Here is a 16,638-nt window from a genome sequence, read left to right on the forward strand (position 1 = left end):
GCAGAATGTCATGAAAGGAGTAAGCCATGAGAGTCGTTAGTTTTTCAGAAGCCAGAAAGCATTTAAAATCTGTCCTAGATACGGTAAACGATGATGCCAATGCCACTATCGTAACCCGCCGTGACGCTGATGATGCCGTTGTGATGTCGCTTGATTACTACAATAGCCTGATGGAAACCGTCTATCTATTAAAATCTCCTGCCAATGCGGCGCACTTAGCGGACTCTATTGCCCAATATAAAGCTGGCAAGACCGTGACGCGTGAGTTAATAGATACGGTAGAAGATAGTGATAAAGCTGATGGTAGCAGCGATAATAATGAGCATACGGATAGCGATATTGAAAGTGCTTGAACTCAAAGGCTTCAATCAATCCAAAGGGTCTAATAATGAGTGAACAACTAGCATGGACAGATGCTGCGTGGAAAGACTATCTGTACTGGCAAACGCAAGACAAAAAAACACTCAAACGTATTAACAAACTCATCACCGAATGTAAGCGTAATCCGTTTGAAGGCATTGGCAAACCTGAACCCCTAAAAGAAAACCTATCTGGATTTTGGTCAAGACGCATCGATGATGCCAATCGGTTGGTATATGCCGTCGATGATAACTATCTGACGATTATCTCCTGTCGTTATCATTATTAACGAGCGCTCTTAGTCGTTCGGGCTTACTTGCTAATGACGCCATACCCATTCTTATAACAATATAAAAAGGACTTAATACAGTGGCCCAAACCAATACTAAATCAAAAGCTTCTTTTGCCCCGCAGCTATCCGTTCCTGCTACCTATATGCGCGGCGGCACCTCAAAAGGCACGTTCTTTAAACTATCTGACTTACCTGAGCGTTGCCAAGTCGCAGGCTTTGCGCGGGATAACTTCCTATTACGTGTCATCGGCAGCCCAGATCCTTACGGCAAGCAGATTGATGGTTTGGGCAATGGCAGTTCTAGCACGTCAAAAACGGTTATTTTATCGGCCTCTGACAGACCAGATCATGATGTGAATTATCTGTTTGGACAAGTCAATATCGCAAAGCCTATGATTGATTGGGCGGGTAACTGTGGCAACTTAACTGCGGCTGTCGGTGCCTGTGCCATTAATATGGGTCTAGTTGATGCTGACAAGATCAATAACAGTATTGATGACAATGCAGATAGCGGTATTTGTGAAGTACGCATTTGGCAAGAAAATATTGGTAAAACCATTATTGCCCATGTACCAGTCTATAAAGATGCAAATGATAAAGTACAGGTTCAAGAGACGGGCGATTTTGAATTAGATGGTGTGACCTTCCCAGCGGCTGAAGTCAAAATTGAATTCATCGATCCGGTTGATGCCACAAGCGACATGTTCCCTACTGGTAACTTGGTCGATGACTTCGATGTAACGAACTGTGGTCTAAATGCTGATAGCGTCAAAGCAACCTTTATTAGTGCAGGTATCCCAACTATCTTTATGAAAGCAGAAGATTTAGGCTTTACCGGTACTGAATTACAAGGCGATATTAATAGTGACAGTGAGCTACTTACCAAGCTCGAGAAAATCCGCGCTACAGGCGGTGTGGCGATGGGATTATTCAAAGAAGTGAGCGAGGCACAGACCAGCCAGCACATTCCTAAAATCGCTTGGGTTGGCGCAGCACAGAGCTATACCGCCTCTAGTGGTAAATCGGTCGATGCAGGCGAGATTGATCTAGTCGTACGTGCCATGAGTATGGGTCAATTGCATCATGCCATGATGGGTACAGCAGCCGTCGCTATTGCCGCCGCCGCAACCACGCAAGGCACACTTGTTAATCAAGCGGCAGGCGCTGGCGAGCTGACAGAGGTACGTTTTGGTCATCCATCAGGTACATTGCTGGTCGGTGGAAAAACCGAACTGGTCGATGGACGCTGGCAAGCCAAAAAAGTGTCGATGAGCCGCTCAGCAAGGCGTATCATGGTTGGTGAGGTTTTTGTGCCAGCGGATGCGTTTTAAGCATAGTCATGGCTTATTTCAATTTGCGATAGAGTTTTATGCCAACACCTCCCCAACCCCGCCGCGTATCCTTAGATAAAAAACCGCCAGTCGAAAAGAAAGAACGGCGAGCGCTGCTGTGGGATATCCTCAAAAAACTGGCAGTATTTGCTCAGCCCTATCGCTTGCTTATCATCGCCACCTTAGCGCTGACTGCCCTAGGCTCCTTTACCGCGCAGGTTAACGCCTTTGTGCTGCGCTATACCGTCGATACTTTAACTGAGATAGCCACACTTGCTGAGCCTTGGGAAGCTGGTATACGTATGCTGATGATTATCAGTGCGGTCTTGCTAACCAAAGAGATACTGTCGATATTTATCTCTTTTGGTCAGCGTTTCTTTGGTGAAAAAATACGTATTAATCTGTCACGCGATTTATCACAGCGCATCATTGAGCGCATTCTCACTTATCGCATGGCATTTTATACCAGCAGTGAAAATGACAGTGGTAAATTGCAAACCCGTATTGATTATGGGGTCAGCAGTTTGACCAGCCTCGTGCAAAACTTCTTTATCGATATGCTACCGCTGTTTGCCAACGCAATCGTGGCACTTATCATCATGTTTTCAACCAATTTTTGGGTCGGCATGGTTGGTCTTGTCATCATACCCATTTACTTTTTTATTAGCCAAAAACAAGCTAAGCGACTGCAAGGGTTTCGGCGGCAGATGCGCGGATTTCGCGAGGCCAAAAGCGGTTTGGTAATATCTTTGATCAATTCGATCAGCGTGGTGAAATCCTTTGTTCGTGAATCTATCGAAGCTGAGAAGCACCTAACCATTCAAAAAGAGATGACCGACAATCAGCTGCGCATTCGCAGTATTGGTTTTGTTTATGATGCCATCAAAACCTTTATTGAGCAGATTGGCGTCGTGGTTATTATCTTGCTCACCGCGTATTTTGTCCTACAAGGCGAGATGACCATTGGTATGATTTTGTTTCATGTCATGCTGTTCCAAAACGTCGCCGCCCCTATCCGACAGTTGCACCGCATCTATGACCAGATCAATAATGCATTGACCTATGCCGAAGGGTTTTTTGATATCTTAGAAGATGATAAACAAGTCGAAAACATCGCTGGCATTAGTAGCGACAACCTAAAAGGTCATATCGAGCTTAAACATGTCGATTTTACTTATCCGAATGGGACGCAAGCGCTCAAAGACGTTAGCTTTACCATCAAGCCCAACCGTATCACGGCACTGGTCGGTCTCTCTGGCGCTGGTAAGAGCACGATTATCAATCTATTGGTCAAGTTCTATGCGCCAGACGCTGGCACGATATGTTTAGATGGTCATGATTTGGCCGACTGCGATACCCATGAGCTGCGTCAGCGCATCGGTTTAGTACTACAGAGCAATCATATTTTTTCAGGGACGATTAGTGAAAACATCCGCTATGGGAATATGAATGCCAACGAAGATGATATCATCGTGGCTGCAAAAAAAGCCTCTATCCACGAGCAGATCATAGGGTTAGCTGATGGCTATGAGAGCACTGCCAAGTCCTTATCAGGCGGTCAGCAGCAGCGGATTGCGCTGGCAAGGATGTTTTTAAAAGACCCACCTATTGTATTTTTGGACGAGCCGACAGCCAGCCTCGATGCCATTGCCAGCCAACAGGTCAAAAAAAGCCTTGATCTGATCAAAAAAGACCGTACCGTCATTATGGTCTCGCACAATATTGCCCAAATCATCGATGCCGACGATCTCGTGGTGATAGAAAATGGCGAAGTGGTTGAGACAGGTACCCACGAGGTACTTTATGCCCAACGCGGCAAATATTTTGAAATCTTTAGCGCTATGTCTGATAGCCTAAACTTAGATAAAATCAGCCAGACCCTAAACGGTTAGGAATGGTTAATGCCTGCCTAAATCGTTATAATGCCAATCTTTTACTGCCTATTGCCAGAAGCTAGCCCATTATGACTTGTGAATTTTCTCTAAAAACCTTTGACGAGCTGACCTCAGTTGATCTTTATCATATTTTAAAGGCGCGCTCGCAAGTGTTTGTCGTCGAACAAAACTGTGCCTATCAAGATATGGATGAAGTGGATTTTGATTGCTTGCACCTAATCGCTCATCAAAACGCAGCATTGGTGGGCTATTGCCGTATTATCCCACCTGAGTTTAATAAGCTAAAATCCAACCTATCAGTAGCTGATCCTGCGATTAAGACCAACCACACTGCGATGCCTGCTATCGGTAGAGTGCTTGTGCTATCGGAGCATAGAGGTGATGGCCTAGCACGGCAGATGATGAATCAGGCTATTGCACAGTGCCGAAAAAAGTACGGTAAAAAGCGTCCGATTATCATCTCAGCACAGGTTTACTTACTGAGTTTTTACGAGTCGTTAGGTTTTGTGCCTGAAGGCGAGCATTATCTCGAGGACAATATCGAGCATGTAAAAATGGTGCTATACGTTGCAAAGAAAAACAAAATCAAAAAAGAGAGTACGGATACTGCATCAACCACGACCAAAGTTTTAAGTTTCCTGCTGTTTATCATGGCCGCTTTGTTTGTTTTAGGTCTGTTGTACTTAATGATTTAGATCGCTGCTAACGTCTTAATTCTTAACATAATTCAAATTGGTTGTTCTATATTGAGTATGCTACTTTTAAATGACGATGGCTTTAAAAGGATAACCAGAATCATTGGTTAATAAAGCGGCACACTCAAGGAAGAGGACACAACCATGTCAAACGACCATTCAAATACAAAAAATGCGACGGTAGAGAGCAATGTCCGTCCGGAATACGACGTCGAAATCCAAAGGATTGCCGATTATGTGCTTAATTATTCAATAGATGACGAGTCACCGAACGCTGCTGAAGCATGGAACACTGCACGTCACTGCTTGATGGACACTATCGGCTGTGGCCTACTGGCGCTGCGCTTTCCTGAGTGTACCAAGCACTTAGGCCCTAATTGCCCCGACCAAATAACACCGCATGGCGCGCGCGTTCCTGGTACATCTTATCGGCTAGACCCAATCAAAGCCGCTTTTGATATCGGCTGTATCGTACGCTGGCTTGACTACAATGACACGTGGCTCGCTGCCGAATGGGGTCATCCTTCCGATAATTTAGGTGGTATCTTGGCGGTCGCGGACTATATCAGTCAGAAAAACATCAGCCAAGGACAGGCGCCGCTTACAATGAAAACTGTGCTTGAGGCGATGATCATGGCGCATGAAATTCAAGGCGTACTCGCACTTGAAAACTCATTCAACCGTGTGGGCCTGGATCATGTGTTTTTGGTCAAACTGGCTTCAACTGCGGTGGTTGCCAAACTCTACCAGCTACCCCGTGAGCGCATCATGGCAGCCATCTCGCAAGCCCTCGTTGATGGTCAGGCACTGCGCACCTATCGCCATGCCCCCAACGCTGGTAGTAGAAAATCATGGGCAGCCGGTGATGCAACCAGTCGTGCAGTACGCCTAGTAGATATCACCGCGCGCGGCGAGATGGGTATCCCAGGCGCATTAACCGCACCGCAGTGGGGATTTTATGATGTGCTGTTCAGCCATACCAATCACGATCTGGCCACAAAGCCACAAGACGAGCGCCGTTTTACCTTTCAGCGTGATTTTGGCAGTTACGTGCTGGAAAATATTTTATTCAAAATAAGCTTTCCTGCTGAATTTCACGCCCAGACCGCTTGTGAAGCAGCGGTCATTTTGCATCCACATGTCAAAGGCCGAGTGGATGATATCGAAAAAATTGTTTTGACCACGCATGACTCAGCGATTCGCATCATCTCAAAAGAAGGCGCGCTTGCCAACCCAGCTGATCGTGATCATTGCTTACAGTATATGGTAGCCGTGCCACTATTGATGGGTGATCTAATGGCAGAGCACTACGAGGACGACTATCACGAGGAGCATCTATCTATTGATGAGCTACGCGGCAAAATGGTAGTAGAAGAAAACGTACAGTACTCAAAGGACTATCATGATCCCAGTAAGCGCTCTATCGCCAATGCCATTCAAATATTTTTTGCAGATGGTAGTAGCACAGAAAAAGTTGCCATTGAATATCCTATCGGTCATAAACGCCGCCGCGCCGAAGGCATTCCTGTATTAGAGGCAAAGTTCCGTGCCAGTCTGGCAACTCGCTTTGTCGACAGCCGTTGTCAGCAGATCATTGAATTGTGTGACGATCAAGAAAAGCTTACGCAAACACCGGTAAATGAGTTTATGGATTTATTTATGGCTTACTAACTAGGGCTGATTAACGGCGCATCTTTTATGGTCTTATTTAGCGAATATACCTACTACCAAGGTATGAGCTCTCCCGCCCAATCGACAAAGCTGCCTGATTGAGCAACTGTCATACCTGATAGCACATCTAATAAGCACTCCGCGCTATACGCTGGTGAGAACAGATGTCCTTCAGCGACATTGCCTTGGAACGGTGCGGAGAGTTGGGTGTCAACAGTGCCTGGTTGCATGACAACCACGCAGACGTCTTTTAGTGACCTACCCCATTCGATACTTAGATTTTTCATGCCCATATTAAGCGCCGCCTTACTCATTCTATAGCTATACCAACCGCCAAGCTGATTGTCAGTAATACTGCCAACACGGGCTGATATGGTCGCAAAAATCGCTGGATTCTCAGCGCTGCGTTTAGCTTTGGCGAATAATGGCTTAATGTGCTTGGCGATGAGCAATCCTGCTAGCGCATTGATTTGCATATTTTGCAAAAAAAACTCGGTATCCATTTGTCGCAGCGCTTTCTCTGGCTGCGCGGTATCTGTATGCAATAACCCCACGCAGTTAATGACCCAATCTATATGACCGACTGTCTGCTTGATGGTATCAGCCGCTTTTTCGATGCTGTCCTCATCGCAGATATCCATCGGTAGCCAGTGCAGATTTTCTGTTTCAACATTCGGTTCAGTGCGATGATAAGTGGCAAATATTTGTACACTATGGCTGTGATTAGCTTGCACCAGCTGTTGGACAATAGCTTGACCAATACCGCCTGTACCACCGATAATCAGGTAAATTTTGTCATTCATGTGATACTTTTCCTTGTTTATAAGTCTTTATTTATTTTGGCTGATTTTATGAGGGTTTGCTATAGTCAATATACGCTACAATAATTGCTAGCGATTAAACCGACGTTTTGTTGTATCTTATTTTTATATTGATGTTTTTATACGGATATCAGCGCCTTATGCTATCACCTCAAGACCAATTGACCGAACTAGTACGTGCCTTAGAGCGCGATCAGCATGTATTTGCTACTGACCCGTTACTTATCACTGAAAAGCTACAGGGTAAGGATGGCACACCTATCCAAAAACTGCACAGACGTGCATCCCGTATCGATAGCAATGGGGCGCTCGCTCGGGTGCTTGGTAAAATTGATGGTCGTATAAAAGGCATTATGATTGTCATGAGTGTGGTGTGGTGCCTCTCAGGATTTTTGGGATTATTTACCCTCTTGCAGTCCAACGTCGTGAATTTCTTTTATGTACTGGTCTGCTTGCTTGGGTTCCACACTATCATGCTTGGTGGTTGGCTGGTCATGACACTCATCAATCGAGACCAACAAGCACCCAGTTGGTTTGCCAGCTTTGTCAGTCCAAGCTACCTTATACGCGGTAAAGACGATGTGACCAAAGCGGCTGTCGATCTGTATGAACGCCAGTTGCAGCACAGCGGTATGCGTTGGTATTTGGGGCGGTTTAGCCATCAGTTGTGGCTTGCGACATTGACCGGTATGCTGCTTGCAATTATATTTTTGCTGATTGTACGTCAGTATAGCTTTAGCTGGGAGTCAACATTACTCTCTGATCAGGCGCTGGTGAGCTTGACTCAAGTATTAGGCTGGCTACCTAGTATGGTGGGATTTGGTGTGCCAGACAGCACAGCGATCGCACAGAGCAGGCTTGTCACCGAAGCGATGCCGCTGTCTGTTGCAAGGCAATGGGCAAGGTTACTAGTTGGTAGCTTGCTAATGTACGGCATTGTACCGCGCGCGATAGCATGGGCGTTCTGTGCATTGATGTTCCGCCGCAAAAAAATGCGTTTGGATATCAAACAGCCCTATTATCAAAAAATCCTAAACTTTTGGCAGCGGCACGTGGTGGATGCTGATGACTTTACTGAGGCACCAGCCCCTATCGCTCCAAAAGCGACGGTCAGTGCGGGCAAGAAGTTAGTTGCGCTGCTTGAATACCCTGCAAATCAGGACAAATGGTGGCAGTCAGGGCTTGATAGCAGCAACCATGGTTTTGAACACTCAAGCGAAGTTGAGAATTTTGGTATCGTTGATGATCGTGATGATATGACACGGCTTAAAAACTATCTAGATGCGCATCCGGTGCAAGTCTTGCTTGGCATCCATAGCAATGCACTGCCCGACCGCGGTACGCTACGCAAACTCGATCAAATCGCTGCTCATGCAAAAGATGGGCTTATCGTACAACTGCTTAGCGATACCAACTCTGCTGCTGACTTAACTGACGCACGTACCGATGATGAGCCGTCAGACAAACAAACGGTTCGCTATCAACAATGGCAAACAGCGCTCTCTGCACGAAAAATTGGATTGGTTGATATAGATACTTAATACATTCTAATTTTTAATCTATTACTTTTAATCTGTTGTTCATATATGAACTTATCATTATGACTGGTATGATATACAATAAATAAATATTATAGGTCTATAACCTCAGACAGGCTTAAAGACTTATTGATATAACAGTAGTTAGAATACATTTTGATAGCTGTGACGTCATATCAAGATGACAAGGATGTTTTATAGTGGCTAGGAGCCCAAGATGGCAGCAGACAATTCCCTTATGGCCCTAGGTCAGTATGGTCAACTATTGGATGGTTACCGAGAGGCGTTAAACCAAAGTATCTTAACGGCTGCGCCAGAGTCGTGGCAGCCACTGCTGGCGAGCATTCTGCCCGCGTATTGGCAAGAGTGGCTGCTTCCGCTGGCTGGCGGTCCATTTTTCTTGTTATTTTTGGCAGAATGGCTATATCAGTCCAAGCGCGGCAATAGTAAAAGCTTTAGTTGGCGTCGTGCGATGACCAATTTTAGCTTGGGTGGCTCTTATCTAGGGTTTGAATTGATTGCCCAAGCGCTTATCGTCATACCTATCTGCTTATGGTTATATCAATATCGCCTATTTACTATTGAGGTGACATGGCTTACCGCCATCCCTATATTCGTCGCGGTTGAGTTTAGCTATTACTGGTTCCATCGTGCGTCACACCGTATGAATTGGTTTTGGTCAGCGCATGTCGTGCATCATTCAGATGACCATATGAATTTGTCCACTGCCATGCGTCAAAGCCTTTTGTACTCAGTGACGGGTTGGTGGTTATTCTTTGTCCCACTGATGATGTTGGGCGTGCATCCTGTCTGGGTATTCTTTTTTTATGCCTTAGATTTGATTTATCAGTTCTTTATCCATACCGAAACTGTCGGAAAATTTCCAAAATGGGTTGAGTATGTTTTTGATACCCCATCCAATCACCGTGCCCATCATGGCACCAACGACGAATATATTGACCAAAATTACGGCGGTGTTCTCATTATTTTTGATCGCTGGTTTGGTACTTATGTAGAAGAAGATACTATCAACAACCCAGTTAAATACGGTGCCGTTGGTGAAACCAGTCACGACAATATCATCAGCCTGATATTTGGCGTCTTTTACCGTATGTGGCAGCGGTTTTTTCGTGCCAAAGGTGTTAAGAAAAAGCTCAAGGTACTACTGCGTCCACCTAGTGCTGTCTAATATAGTCAATTCTCTATAAATTGGATACGGTGTCAGTCTCGCTTAGACTACTACTTGTAGTGCTTTCACTCGTCTTCCTTGTATTCAAAGTATATTGAACCGACTAGAGTATGATTATAAATGCGTAGATTACGATTTATGATATGGGCAATACGCATTCATAACCGATACCCAATCAGATTTGTTTTACAATAAATGGCTACTATGTATTTCGATCATCAATAAATATAAGACGTTACTATGAATAATGACAATAAAAATAATCATGAAAATAATAAGCCTGCAGGTCTCTTTGCGGACAAAGCTTATGAGCCAACTTCTGATGTCTCAAATCATCCTTCAGACAACACATCAAAATACACAGTAGCTCAGTCAATAGCTACTCAGGATAATCAACCTGTATCAACCGAAGCATCAGCAACGACAGCACCAGTGTCAAGGGTAACAAAGAAAACCATCGCCAGTGGTGAACCGCTCAAATTGGCCGTTGTTGGTCATACCAATACGGGTAAAACCTCTATACTGCGCACGTTATTGCGAGACGTATATTTTGGTGAAGTCAAAAACGAAGCTGCGACCACGCGTCACGTTGAGCAAGCACAGCTGACAGACAGTCGAACTGGTGAGGTGCTGGTAGCACTATACGATACGCCTGGTCTGGAAGATGCTTCAGGGCTTATGGACTGGCTAGAGGACAACACTGCCAGTCGCCGTGATGGTATTGAACGTCTGCAACAGTTTTTGGCGGCGGATGTCGCTCAAGGTTCAGACAGCTATGACTTGCCCTATGATTATAGTCAAGAAGCCAAAGTAATTCGTCAGCTGCTGACAAGTGATATGGCCATTTACGTGGTAGATGCTCGTGAGCCTGTATTGGGTAAATATAAAGACGAGCTATCGATTTTGTCTTGGGCTGCTATCCCCGTCATGCCTGTTTTTAATTTTACAGACAGCCAGAATGCTAATATCGACGACTGGCAAACGATGCTGGCAAGACGCAATCTGCATATTTCAACGCGTTTCGATTCGGTCGCGTTTGAGTTTGAAGATGAGATGCGCCTATGGAAAAACCTAGCCACCATGCTCACCCACTCTGAGATGCTTGAGCAGCTGATGCAACGTCGAACGGAAGACTGGGCTCAGCTGTATGATGAGGCCAATATCATCATCGCTGATTTTTTATTGAATGTTGCTGCCTTTGTGCGCGAGATCAATGAAGATGACGACCCACTGCCTGTACTACAGCAAATGCAAGAAGCGGTCAGGCAAAGTGAGCGTGCGATGCAGCATAACTTACTTAACCTTTATAAGTTTTATGACAATGCCGTCGCAGCAACACCGCTTGAACTACAAGCCTATCAACAAGATCCTTTCGACCCTGAACTTCTCAAGAGCTACGGTATTCGTACCACTTCTGGTGCAGCAGCTGGTGCGCTTCTAGGATTAGGTATCGATGCAGCAGCCCTAGGTACGACCCTTGGATTGGGTGCCGCAATAGGTGGGATCGCAGGCGGGTTGCTATCGAATACCAGCAGTATTGCCGATAGGATTACTGGGGTAAAACGCTTATATATCGATCCTGCTACGTTGACGCTATTAGCAACGCGAGCATTAGACTTACTTACTGCATTACGCCATCGTGGTCATGCTGCTACAGATGCCACTCAGTTATTATATAAAGGCGAAAACAGCAGTCTTGGAACGTCGCTAACTAACGACATTAACCATGAAGATGAAGACAATAATCCAATTACTGTATGGCCAACTCATAAATTACCAAGTGAGCTCAAAAAAGCGCGTGGTAAACCACAATGGTCGTCGCTTAGCAGCGGCAAGTCCGAACAAGCTCAGTTATTACGCACAGACATGGCATGGTCGCTGTCAGGTAAACTACAGTCGTATAAGCGTGAGTCATAAATTACTAGCTAACTATCTATGCACCCTGTGCACTTAACAACGCACTCAATGCATCAGTACCACGTACATCTGTCTGTTGCAGGTAAATCGGATACAGCGGGTACTTGGTAAAGCTTTGTTCGATATCCTGCAGCAAATGCTGCTGACGCTTAGCACGGCGTCGCCAAAACTCATCCGACTGCGTTGTTGATATCAGCTGATTAATGACGATTGCTGCTGGCATGAGCTTACTGTCTTCTAATTGCTCGATAGCGCGCTTGGTCTCAGCCAATGGTAAGACGTCAGCAGTCATCACCAACACAATCGCTGTTTGTGTACGGTCATGTAGTAGCAACCCTGCTTGGCGGAACAATTGCTTGCGCTTTTCTAATACGGAGACAGCTTGCTCCCAGCGGTCTGATTTTTTGGCTGCAAACGGATTGGCCACGTCGTTCTTTTGCGTGCTCTGTTTTTGATTGTTTTTCTGATTGTGACTATCCAAGTGTGTCGCCACCGAACGTAGTTTGGCCTGTCGTCGCTGCTGTGCAAGCAGCCCATCCGTCCATGCTCCCATCATTTCTGGTAATACCAATAATCGCAAAGTATGACCTGTCGGTGCGGTATCAAAGATAATGTGTTCATACCCAGCATCTGCCGCTTCGACTAAATGATGACACATAGATTCGAGCATCGCGGCTTCTTGGGCGCCAGGTGCCGACTTAGATAGCCTCAGATGCTCACGAATTTTTGGCATCATATCTGGGTTGGCATAAGCTTTAATCGTACGTTCGACTTGAGCAAAATGTTCATCGACAATCACGTCAGGATTTAACTCAATCGCATCTAGATAAGGTGATATTACCGTTGTCTCATTATTGAGTCGTACATTCAATACATCACCCAAACTATGTGCCGGATCGGTTGAGACAATTAAGGTTTTTTGTTGCTGGCTTGCATAATTGCTGGCTAGGGCTGCTGCAGTGGTGGTCTTCCCTACACCACCTTTGCCGCCGATAAATATAATCGGTTGTGTCTTTAACTGCTCTACCAATCCATGTAAAGGGTGTAATGCCATATTGTTATCTCGTATTTTGTCTCATTATCTAATAAATGCTTGGCTACTGTTTATATAGTCAACCCACTACTGTTAGCAGCAGCCGACGTGGTCAAATGGACATCTATCCATCCCCATACGTGTATGCCACTCATGAAAGTTCTCTAAAAATAGAGGTTGCAACTCTAATGTATAAAAGCTGGCGGGATTATCAATCCCCAAACTCTCAGCAAACATAAGCAACATAAAAAAATCTTCTTCATCACGTGCCGCGCGTGCCATTGTCTGACGATAAGGCGCATGATAAAACTCATTTAATCCACTCTTAAACCGTTGCCACCATGGTTGAGTGTTCTCTAATGGTTGAACGTTTTCTATATCATTCGATGTGTTTTCATTTTCCATAATGTGCTCGTATTTTACTTAATTCTTATGATCTATCATGCCTATATGATACAAAAAACGCCAGCAATTGCTGCTAGCGTTTTTTATTAAACAGACACTCAATATGGGTTAATGTTTAAACTTCACCGCTTTTACCTTTATGTAGTGACCACTCTTTTCGTAGTACAGACAAACTCTCAAACGTCACCAAAATGGTCGCGATTAAGATAATAATATCCATAATAATAAGTAGCCAATTACCATCAGTAAAGAAGGTTTTGAGCTGAATCAATAGTGCAAAAACAGTCATAACCAACAAGAACGACAATGGTGCTAAGGTGTACCAAACTGGCTTACCCTTACGTAACAAGATAATGGTAACGATCATCAAGGTTAAGGCAGCCATTAACTGGTTGGTTGTACCAAATAGCGGCCAAATGATCATACCGCCCGCGCCATCGATACCACCAGCACCGAACGCTAATAACAAACAGCTTCCGACAGCAAGTAACGTTGCAACGACACTCTTATTGAGTACGGGCAAATTATAAAATTCACCAAATTCTTGGAAGATATAACGTTGTAAACGTACGCCAGTATCCATCGTCGTACCAGCAAACAATGCAGCCATTACTGTAAGCATGGTCTGTGATAGCACCATATCGATACCAACGCCTGCATTCAAGATGGTCGCACCGCCGTCAATGAAAGCACCGATAGAGCCATCACCGAACTTTTGGTAGACCGCTTGCCAGTCACCAAGAGTTGCAAAACCTGCGGTTGCTGCAAGGATTGCCCCAAGCGCTAGCATACCCTCGCCCAATGCACCAAAGTAACCAACGAAACGAACGTCTTCTTCTTTATCAATTTGCTTAGAAGTAGTCCCTGTGGCGACCAAACCATGGAATCCTGATATGGCACCACAAGCAATTGTCACAAACAACAATGGCAGCAGTGATGGTGTATCGGCTGGTAATGCAGTGTTAACGGCTGGCGCGACAATATTAGGCGTGCCAATAAAAATAGCAGCATACAATAAAATCAAACCGACAAATAACTGTAAGCCATTAATATAATCACGAGGTTGAAGCAGCATCCATACGGGCAACAACGACGCAATCGCCGCATAGGCGAACAAGATCAAGATCCATACTGCGTTATCAGGTAAACCCATCACGGTTTCAGGTAACACAATCGGGAACATAGGGCCAAGATAAATAAGCCCGTACAAGGCCGTTACCCCGATAATGGACACCCAGACCAGATTCATATTGTAGCGATAGATACATTGCCCGATGATAAAGGCAACCACTAAGGCACCCCAAACTGGCAATACCGCAGATGGCGTCTTAATCATCATATTGGCAATAGCTACGCCAAATACAGCATTGACCATCAGTAGTAATAAGAAAATGACAACCATCATCAAGCTGCGGACACGTGTGCCCATGACAGTACCAGCGATAGAACCAATCGACTGCCCTCTATTACGCATACTTGCCCAAATAGCAGACATATCATGTACGCCAGCCATAAAGATAGTACCTACCACTACCCAAATAATGGCAGGCACCCAGCCCCAAATAACTGCAATGGCAGGACCGATAATTGGTGCAGCCCCTGCCACTGACGTAAAGTGATGCCCCCACAATACATACTTATTGGTAGGAACATAATCGATCCCATCTTTCATCGTATGTGCGGGTGTAGGACGGCTGTTGTCCAATGCTAAAATTTTGGTGGCGATAAATTTTGAATAAAATACGTAGCCGCAGAGCATAGCGGCAACGGCGAATAGTAGTACAATAGCACTATTCATCTCATCTCTCCCTAGACAAGTAGTCAATAGCCTTATAAGTTCAAGCTTTTTGAATTAAAATATGAAAAATATGCTAAATTAGTGTGCAATGAGTGACTCAGCTCATCTATCGTTTAGGTAAATTCTAGCAATTTGCAAAATTATTACCAATCAACAAAGTCATTTATCTTATAACTAGGGCATGTCACTAATCAGCATTTGGTGTGATGAGCCTGAGACTAAAACTTTGTTTGAATAATAACCGATTTGGTGATAAATGTAACGCAAGTAAGACATAAAAAACAACAAATAAAGGAAGTGCAATGGCACATTATTTTGGATTCGTACCCTCAGATAAACTAAAAGCTTTAATCAGTGAGGCCGAACAAGTCGTTGCTTCAAATGAGAATGTAGAGTACTACCCTTATCGCGATGCTCTTACGCATCAGACAGCGCGCGATCTTACTGATAATTTATTGGTTGGTTTGGTAGAGATTATTCCTAACCCTGAGCGCCAAGCCTCTATGCGTAAAATTGTTGGAACGATTGAACGCGCGACAGATACTTTGCTTAATATCTTACTAGGTAAAGAAAACAACAAAGACGTGTTACCAAGTTTTCATTTTCTAAGAGATCATGCAACCTTTATTGATAATGAAGGCATTAAACGTGTTGGCTTTAAACTGTCAGAAAAAGATGCCAATACCATCACTGAAGGGTTTGCTGCTATCACGCCTGAACAGGTAGATAGAGCCAAATTTAAAACAGCACTCGAAACCATGAACGAAGAAACATTGACCCATTTTATCAGTCGTTATGCCGAGACATTAAAGCTAGGCATGATCAAACGTAAGTCAGTTCCAGTTGCCAAATCGGCAATTGATAAAGGCATGAGTATGGCACTTAATAAGCTATTACCTGACCTACCAAATGACTCATTGAATAGATTGGCCAATTATTACCGTCCATTTATTATAGAAAAGCCAGAATAACCCTAAAAGTTGGATTAATTTTGTCCCAAAAGTCATATGACGTTGGGCAAATTCACTAAAATTTGCTAAAATAAGCGGCACTTTTTACCAAAGGCGCACCCGATGACCCAAATCAGTAACCAAGAAATTGAAAAAACCTTACGCAACTCAGAGTGCCTTATCAGCAGTATCGAAGTAGCTGCTGCTTATGAGCGTTTGGCCGCTCAGCTCAATCTACATTATGCTGGTCTAAACCCAATTGTCATGGTCGTGATGAACGGCGGCTTGATCCCAGCTGGTCAACTACTGACACATCTTACGTTCTACCATCGCATGCACTATATCCATGCGACTCGTTATCGTGATAACGAAGGTACTAACGAGCTTGATTGGAAATTCAAGCCTGATGTTAGTATCGAAGGTGAGCACGTATTGTTGATTGACGACATCTTTGACGAAGGTATTACCCTAAAAGCAGTTGTTGAAGAATTAAGCAAAGAAAAGCCTCTATCACTTGAGTCTTGTGTCTTGCTTAACAAGCAACATGATCGCAAAGTTGCAGATTTTGACGTAGATTTTGTGGGTATTGATGTTGCAGATCGCTATGTTTACGGTTGTGGTATGGATTTCCATGGTTACTTGCGTCACCTGCCAGGTATCTATGCAATCAAAGAAGACAAAGTTTAATTCTAGACTTAATTGATTGAAATAGTTAAGTCCTAAAAAAGCATCCAAATTGGATG

The 16,638-nt window shown here is 44.4% G+C and carries 14 protein-coding genes and 1 pseudogene; 11 read left to right on the forward strand and 4 right to left on the reverse strand.

What is annotated here, in order from left to right:
• Nucleotides 1–26 precede the first annotated feature (26 nt).
• The 6 genes and pseudogenes from HCZ91_RS09675 to HCZ91_RS09700 all read left to right on the forward strand — a co-directional run.
• A pseudogene (locus HCZ91_RS09675) lies at nt 27–275 on the forward strand (type II toxin-antitoxin system prevent-host-death family antitoxin); the annotation flags it as partial.
• Nucleotides 276–388: 113 nt separating this feature from the next.
• Nucleotides 389–649, forward strand: coding sequence for a Txe/YoeB family addiction module toxin (locus tag HCZ91_RS09680; protein WP_037025847.1), 261 nt, complete (start codon nt 389–391; stop codon nt 647–649).
• 80 nt (nt 650–729) lie between these two features.
• The gene (gene prpF / locus HCZ91_RS09685) at nt 730–1,983 is read left to right on the forward strand and encodes a 2-methylaconitate cis-trans isomerase PrpF (RefSeq protein ID WP_179799190.1); all 1,254 of its coding nucleotides are present in this window, start codon (nt 730–732) and stop codon (nt 1,981–1,983) included.
• A gap of 38 nt (nt 1,984–2,021) precedes the next feature.
• Nucleotides 2,022–3,875 carry an ABC transporter ATP-binding protein gene (locus HCZ91_RS09690; RefSeq protein WP_179799191.1) on the forward strand — a complete coding sequence of 618 codons (1,854 nt, stop codon included), beginning with the start codon at nt 2,022–2,024 and terminating at the stop codon, nt 3,873–3,875.
• 71 nt (nt 3,876–3,946) lie between these two features.
• Complete coding sequence (locus tag HCZ91_RS09695; RefSeq protein ID WP_057760177.1) at nt 3,947–4,573, forward strand: GNAT family N-acetyltransferase; 627 nt, start codon at nt 3,947–3,949, stop codon at nt 4,571–4,573.
• A 144-nt stretch (nt 4,574–4,717) separates the two neighbouring features.
• A complete protein-coding gene (locus HCZ91_RS09700) occupies nt 4,718–6,244 on the forward strand; it encodes a bifunctional 2-methylcitrate dehydratase/aconitate hydratase (protein WP_179799192.1) in 1,527 nt (508 codons plus the stop codon).
• A gap of 53 nt (nt 6,245–6,297) precedes the next feature.
• Here the strand turns inward: HCZ91_RS09700 and HCZ91_RS09705 are convergent, their stop codons facing one another.
• Nucleotides 6,298–7,047 (reverse strand): SDR family oxidoreductase, encoded by a 750-nt coding sequence (locus HCZ91_RS09705; protein WP_179799193.1) that lies wholly within the window; start codon nt 7,045–7,047, stop codon nt 6,298–6,300.
• Between the two features lie 158 nt (nt 7,048–7,205).
• On the opposite strand from HCZ91_RS09705, the gene HCZ91_RS09710 reads away from it, so the two are divergent.
• The 3 genes from HCZ91_RS09710 to HCZ91_RS09720 all read left to right on the forward strand — a co-directional run bounded on the left by HCZ91_RS09710 (nt 7,206) and on the right by HCZ91_RS09720 (nt 11,709).
• Complete coding sequence (locus HCZ91_RS09710; protein WP_179799194.1) at nt 7,206–8,606, forward strand: DUF2868 domain-containing protein; 1,401 nt, start codon at nt 7,206–7,208, stop codon at nt 8,604–8,606.
• A 214-nt stretch (nt 8,607–8,820) separates the two neighbouring features.
• Nucleotides 8,821–9,792: a sterol desaturase family protein gene (locus tag HCZ91_RS09715; protein ID WP_218870125.1), complete on the forward strand. Its 972-nt coding sequence runs from the start codon at nt 8,821–8,823 to the stop codon at nt 9,790–9,792.
• Nucleotides 9,793–10,032: 240 nt separating this feature from the next.
• Nucleotides 10,033–11,709, forward strand: coding sequence for a DUF3482 domain-containing protein (locus HCZ91_RS09720; RefSeq protein WP_179799195.1), 1,677 nt, complete (start codon nt 10,033–10,035; stop codon nt 11,707–11,709).
• Between the two features lie 16 nt (nt 11,710–11,725).
• Here HCZ91_RS09720 and HCZ91_RS09725 read toward each other — a convergent pair whose 3' ends face one another.
• From HCZ91_RS09725 to HCZ91_RS09735, 3 genes are all read right to left on the reverse strand, one after another.
• Nucleotides 11,726–12,763, reverse strand: coding sequence for an ArsA family ATPase (locus tag HCZ91_RS09725; RefSeq protein ID WP_179799196.1), 1,038 nt, complete (start codon nt 12,761–12,763; stop codon nt 11,726–11,728).
• 72 nt (nt 12,764–12,835) lie between these two features.
• The gene (locus tag HCZ91_RS09730; protein ID WP_179799197.1) at nt 12,836–13,147 is read right to left on the reverse strand and encodes a cory-CC-star protein; all 312 of its coding nucleotides are present in this window, start codon (nt 13,145–13,147) and stop codon (nt 12,836–12,838) included.
• A 115-nt stretch (nt 13,148–13,262) separates the two neighbouring features.
• The gene (locus HCZ91_RS09735) at nt 13,263–14,945 is read right to left on the reverse strand and encodes a carbon starvation protein A (RefSeq protein ID WP_057760164.1); all 1,683 of its coding nucleotides are present in this window, start codon (nt 14,943–14,945) and stop codon (nt 13,263–13,265) included.
• A gap of 302 nt (nt 14,946–15,247) precedes the next feature.
• On the opposite strand from HCZ91_RS09735, the gene HCZ91_RS09740 reads away from it, so the two are divergent.
• Nucleotides 15,248–15,916 carry a hypothetical protein gene (locus tag HCZ91_RS09740; protein WP_179799198.1) on the forward strand — a complete coding sequence of 223 codons (669 nt, stop codon included), beginning with the start codon at nt 15,248–15,250 and terminating at the stop codon, nt 15,914–15,916.
• Between the two features lie 102 nt (nt 15,917–16,018).
• The gene (locus HCZ91_RS09745) at nt 16,019–16,582 is read left to right on the forward strand and encodes a hypoxanthine-guanine phosphoribosyltransferase (RefSeq protein ID WP_057760160.1); all 564 of its coding nucleotides are present in this window, start codon (nt 16,019–16,021) and stop codon (nt 16,580–16,582) included.
• Nucleotides 16,583–16,638 lie beyond the last annotated feature (56 nt).

The organism is Psychrobacter sp. BI730 (assembly GCF_013414195.1).
Taxonomy (GTDB): domain Bacteria; phylum Pseudomonadota; class Gammaproteobacteria; order Pseudomonadales; family Moraxellaceae; genus Psychrobacter.

Bases quoted from the DNA above. Each gene is read 5' to 3' on its own strand.
- HCZ91_RS09680 (WP_037025847.1), top strand. From the start codon at position 389: ATGAGTGAACAACTAGCATGGACAGATGCTGCGTGGAAAGACTATCTG.
- HCZ91_RS09690 (WP_179799191.1), top strand. From the start codon at position 2,022: ATGCCAACACCTCCCCAACCCCGCCGCGTATCCTTAGATAAAAAACCG.
- HCZ91_RS09695 (WP_057760177.1), top strand. From the start codon at position 3,947: ATGACTTGTGAATTTTCTCTAAAAACCTTTGACGAGCTGACCTCAGTT.
- HCZ91_RS09700 (WP_179799192.1), top strand. From the start codon at position 4,718: ATGTCAAACGACCATTCAAATACAAAAAATGCGACGGTAGAGAGCAAT.
- HCZ91_RS09705 (WP_179799193.1), bottom strand. From the start codon at position 7,047: ATGAATGACAAAATTTACCTGATTATCGGTGGTACAGGCGGTATTGGT.
- HCZ91_RS09710 (WP_179799194.1), top strand. From the start codon at position 7,206: ATGCTATCACCTCAAGACCAATTGACCGAACTAGTACGTGCCTTAGAG.
- HCZ91_RS09715 (WP_218870125.1), top strand. From the start codon at position 8,821: ATGGCAGCAGACAATTCCCTTATGGCCCTAGGTCAGTATGGTCAACTA.
- HCZ91_RS09720 (WP_179799195.1), top strand. From the start codon at position 10,033: ATGAATAATGACAATAAAAATAATCATGAAAATAATAAGCCTGCAGGT.
- HCZ91_RS09725 (WP_179799196.1), bottom strand. From the start codon at position 12,763: ATGGCATTACACCCTTTACATGGATTGGTAGAGCAGTTAAAGACACAA.
- HCZ91_RS09730 (WP_179799197.1), bottom strand. From the start codon at position 13,147: ATGGAAAATGAAAACACATCGAATGATATAGAAAACGTTCAACCATTA.
- HCZ91_RS09735 (WP_057760164.1), bottom strand. From the start codon at position 14,945: ATGAATAGTGCTATTGTACTACTATTCGCCGTTGCCGCTATGCTCTGC.
- HCZ91_RS09740 (WP_179799198.1), top strand. From the start codon at position 15,248: ATGGCACATTATTTTGGATTCGTACCCTCAGATAAACTAAAAGCTTTA.
- HCZ91_RS09745 (WP_057760160.1), top strand. From the start codon at position 16,019: ATGACCCAAATCAGTAACCAAGAAATTGAAAAAACCTTACGCAACTCA.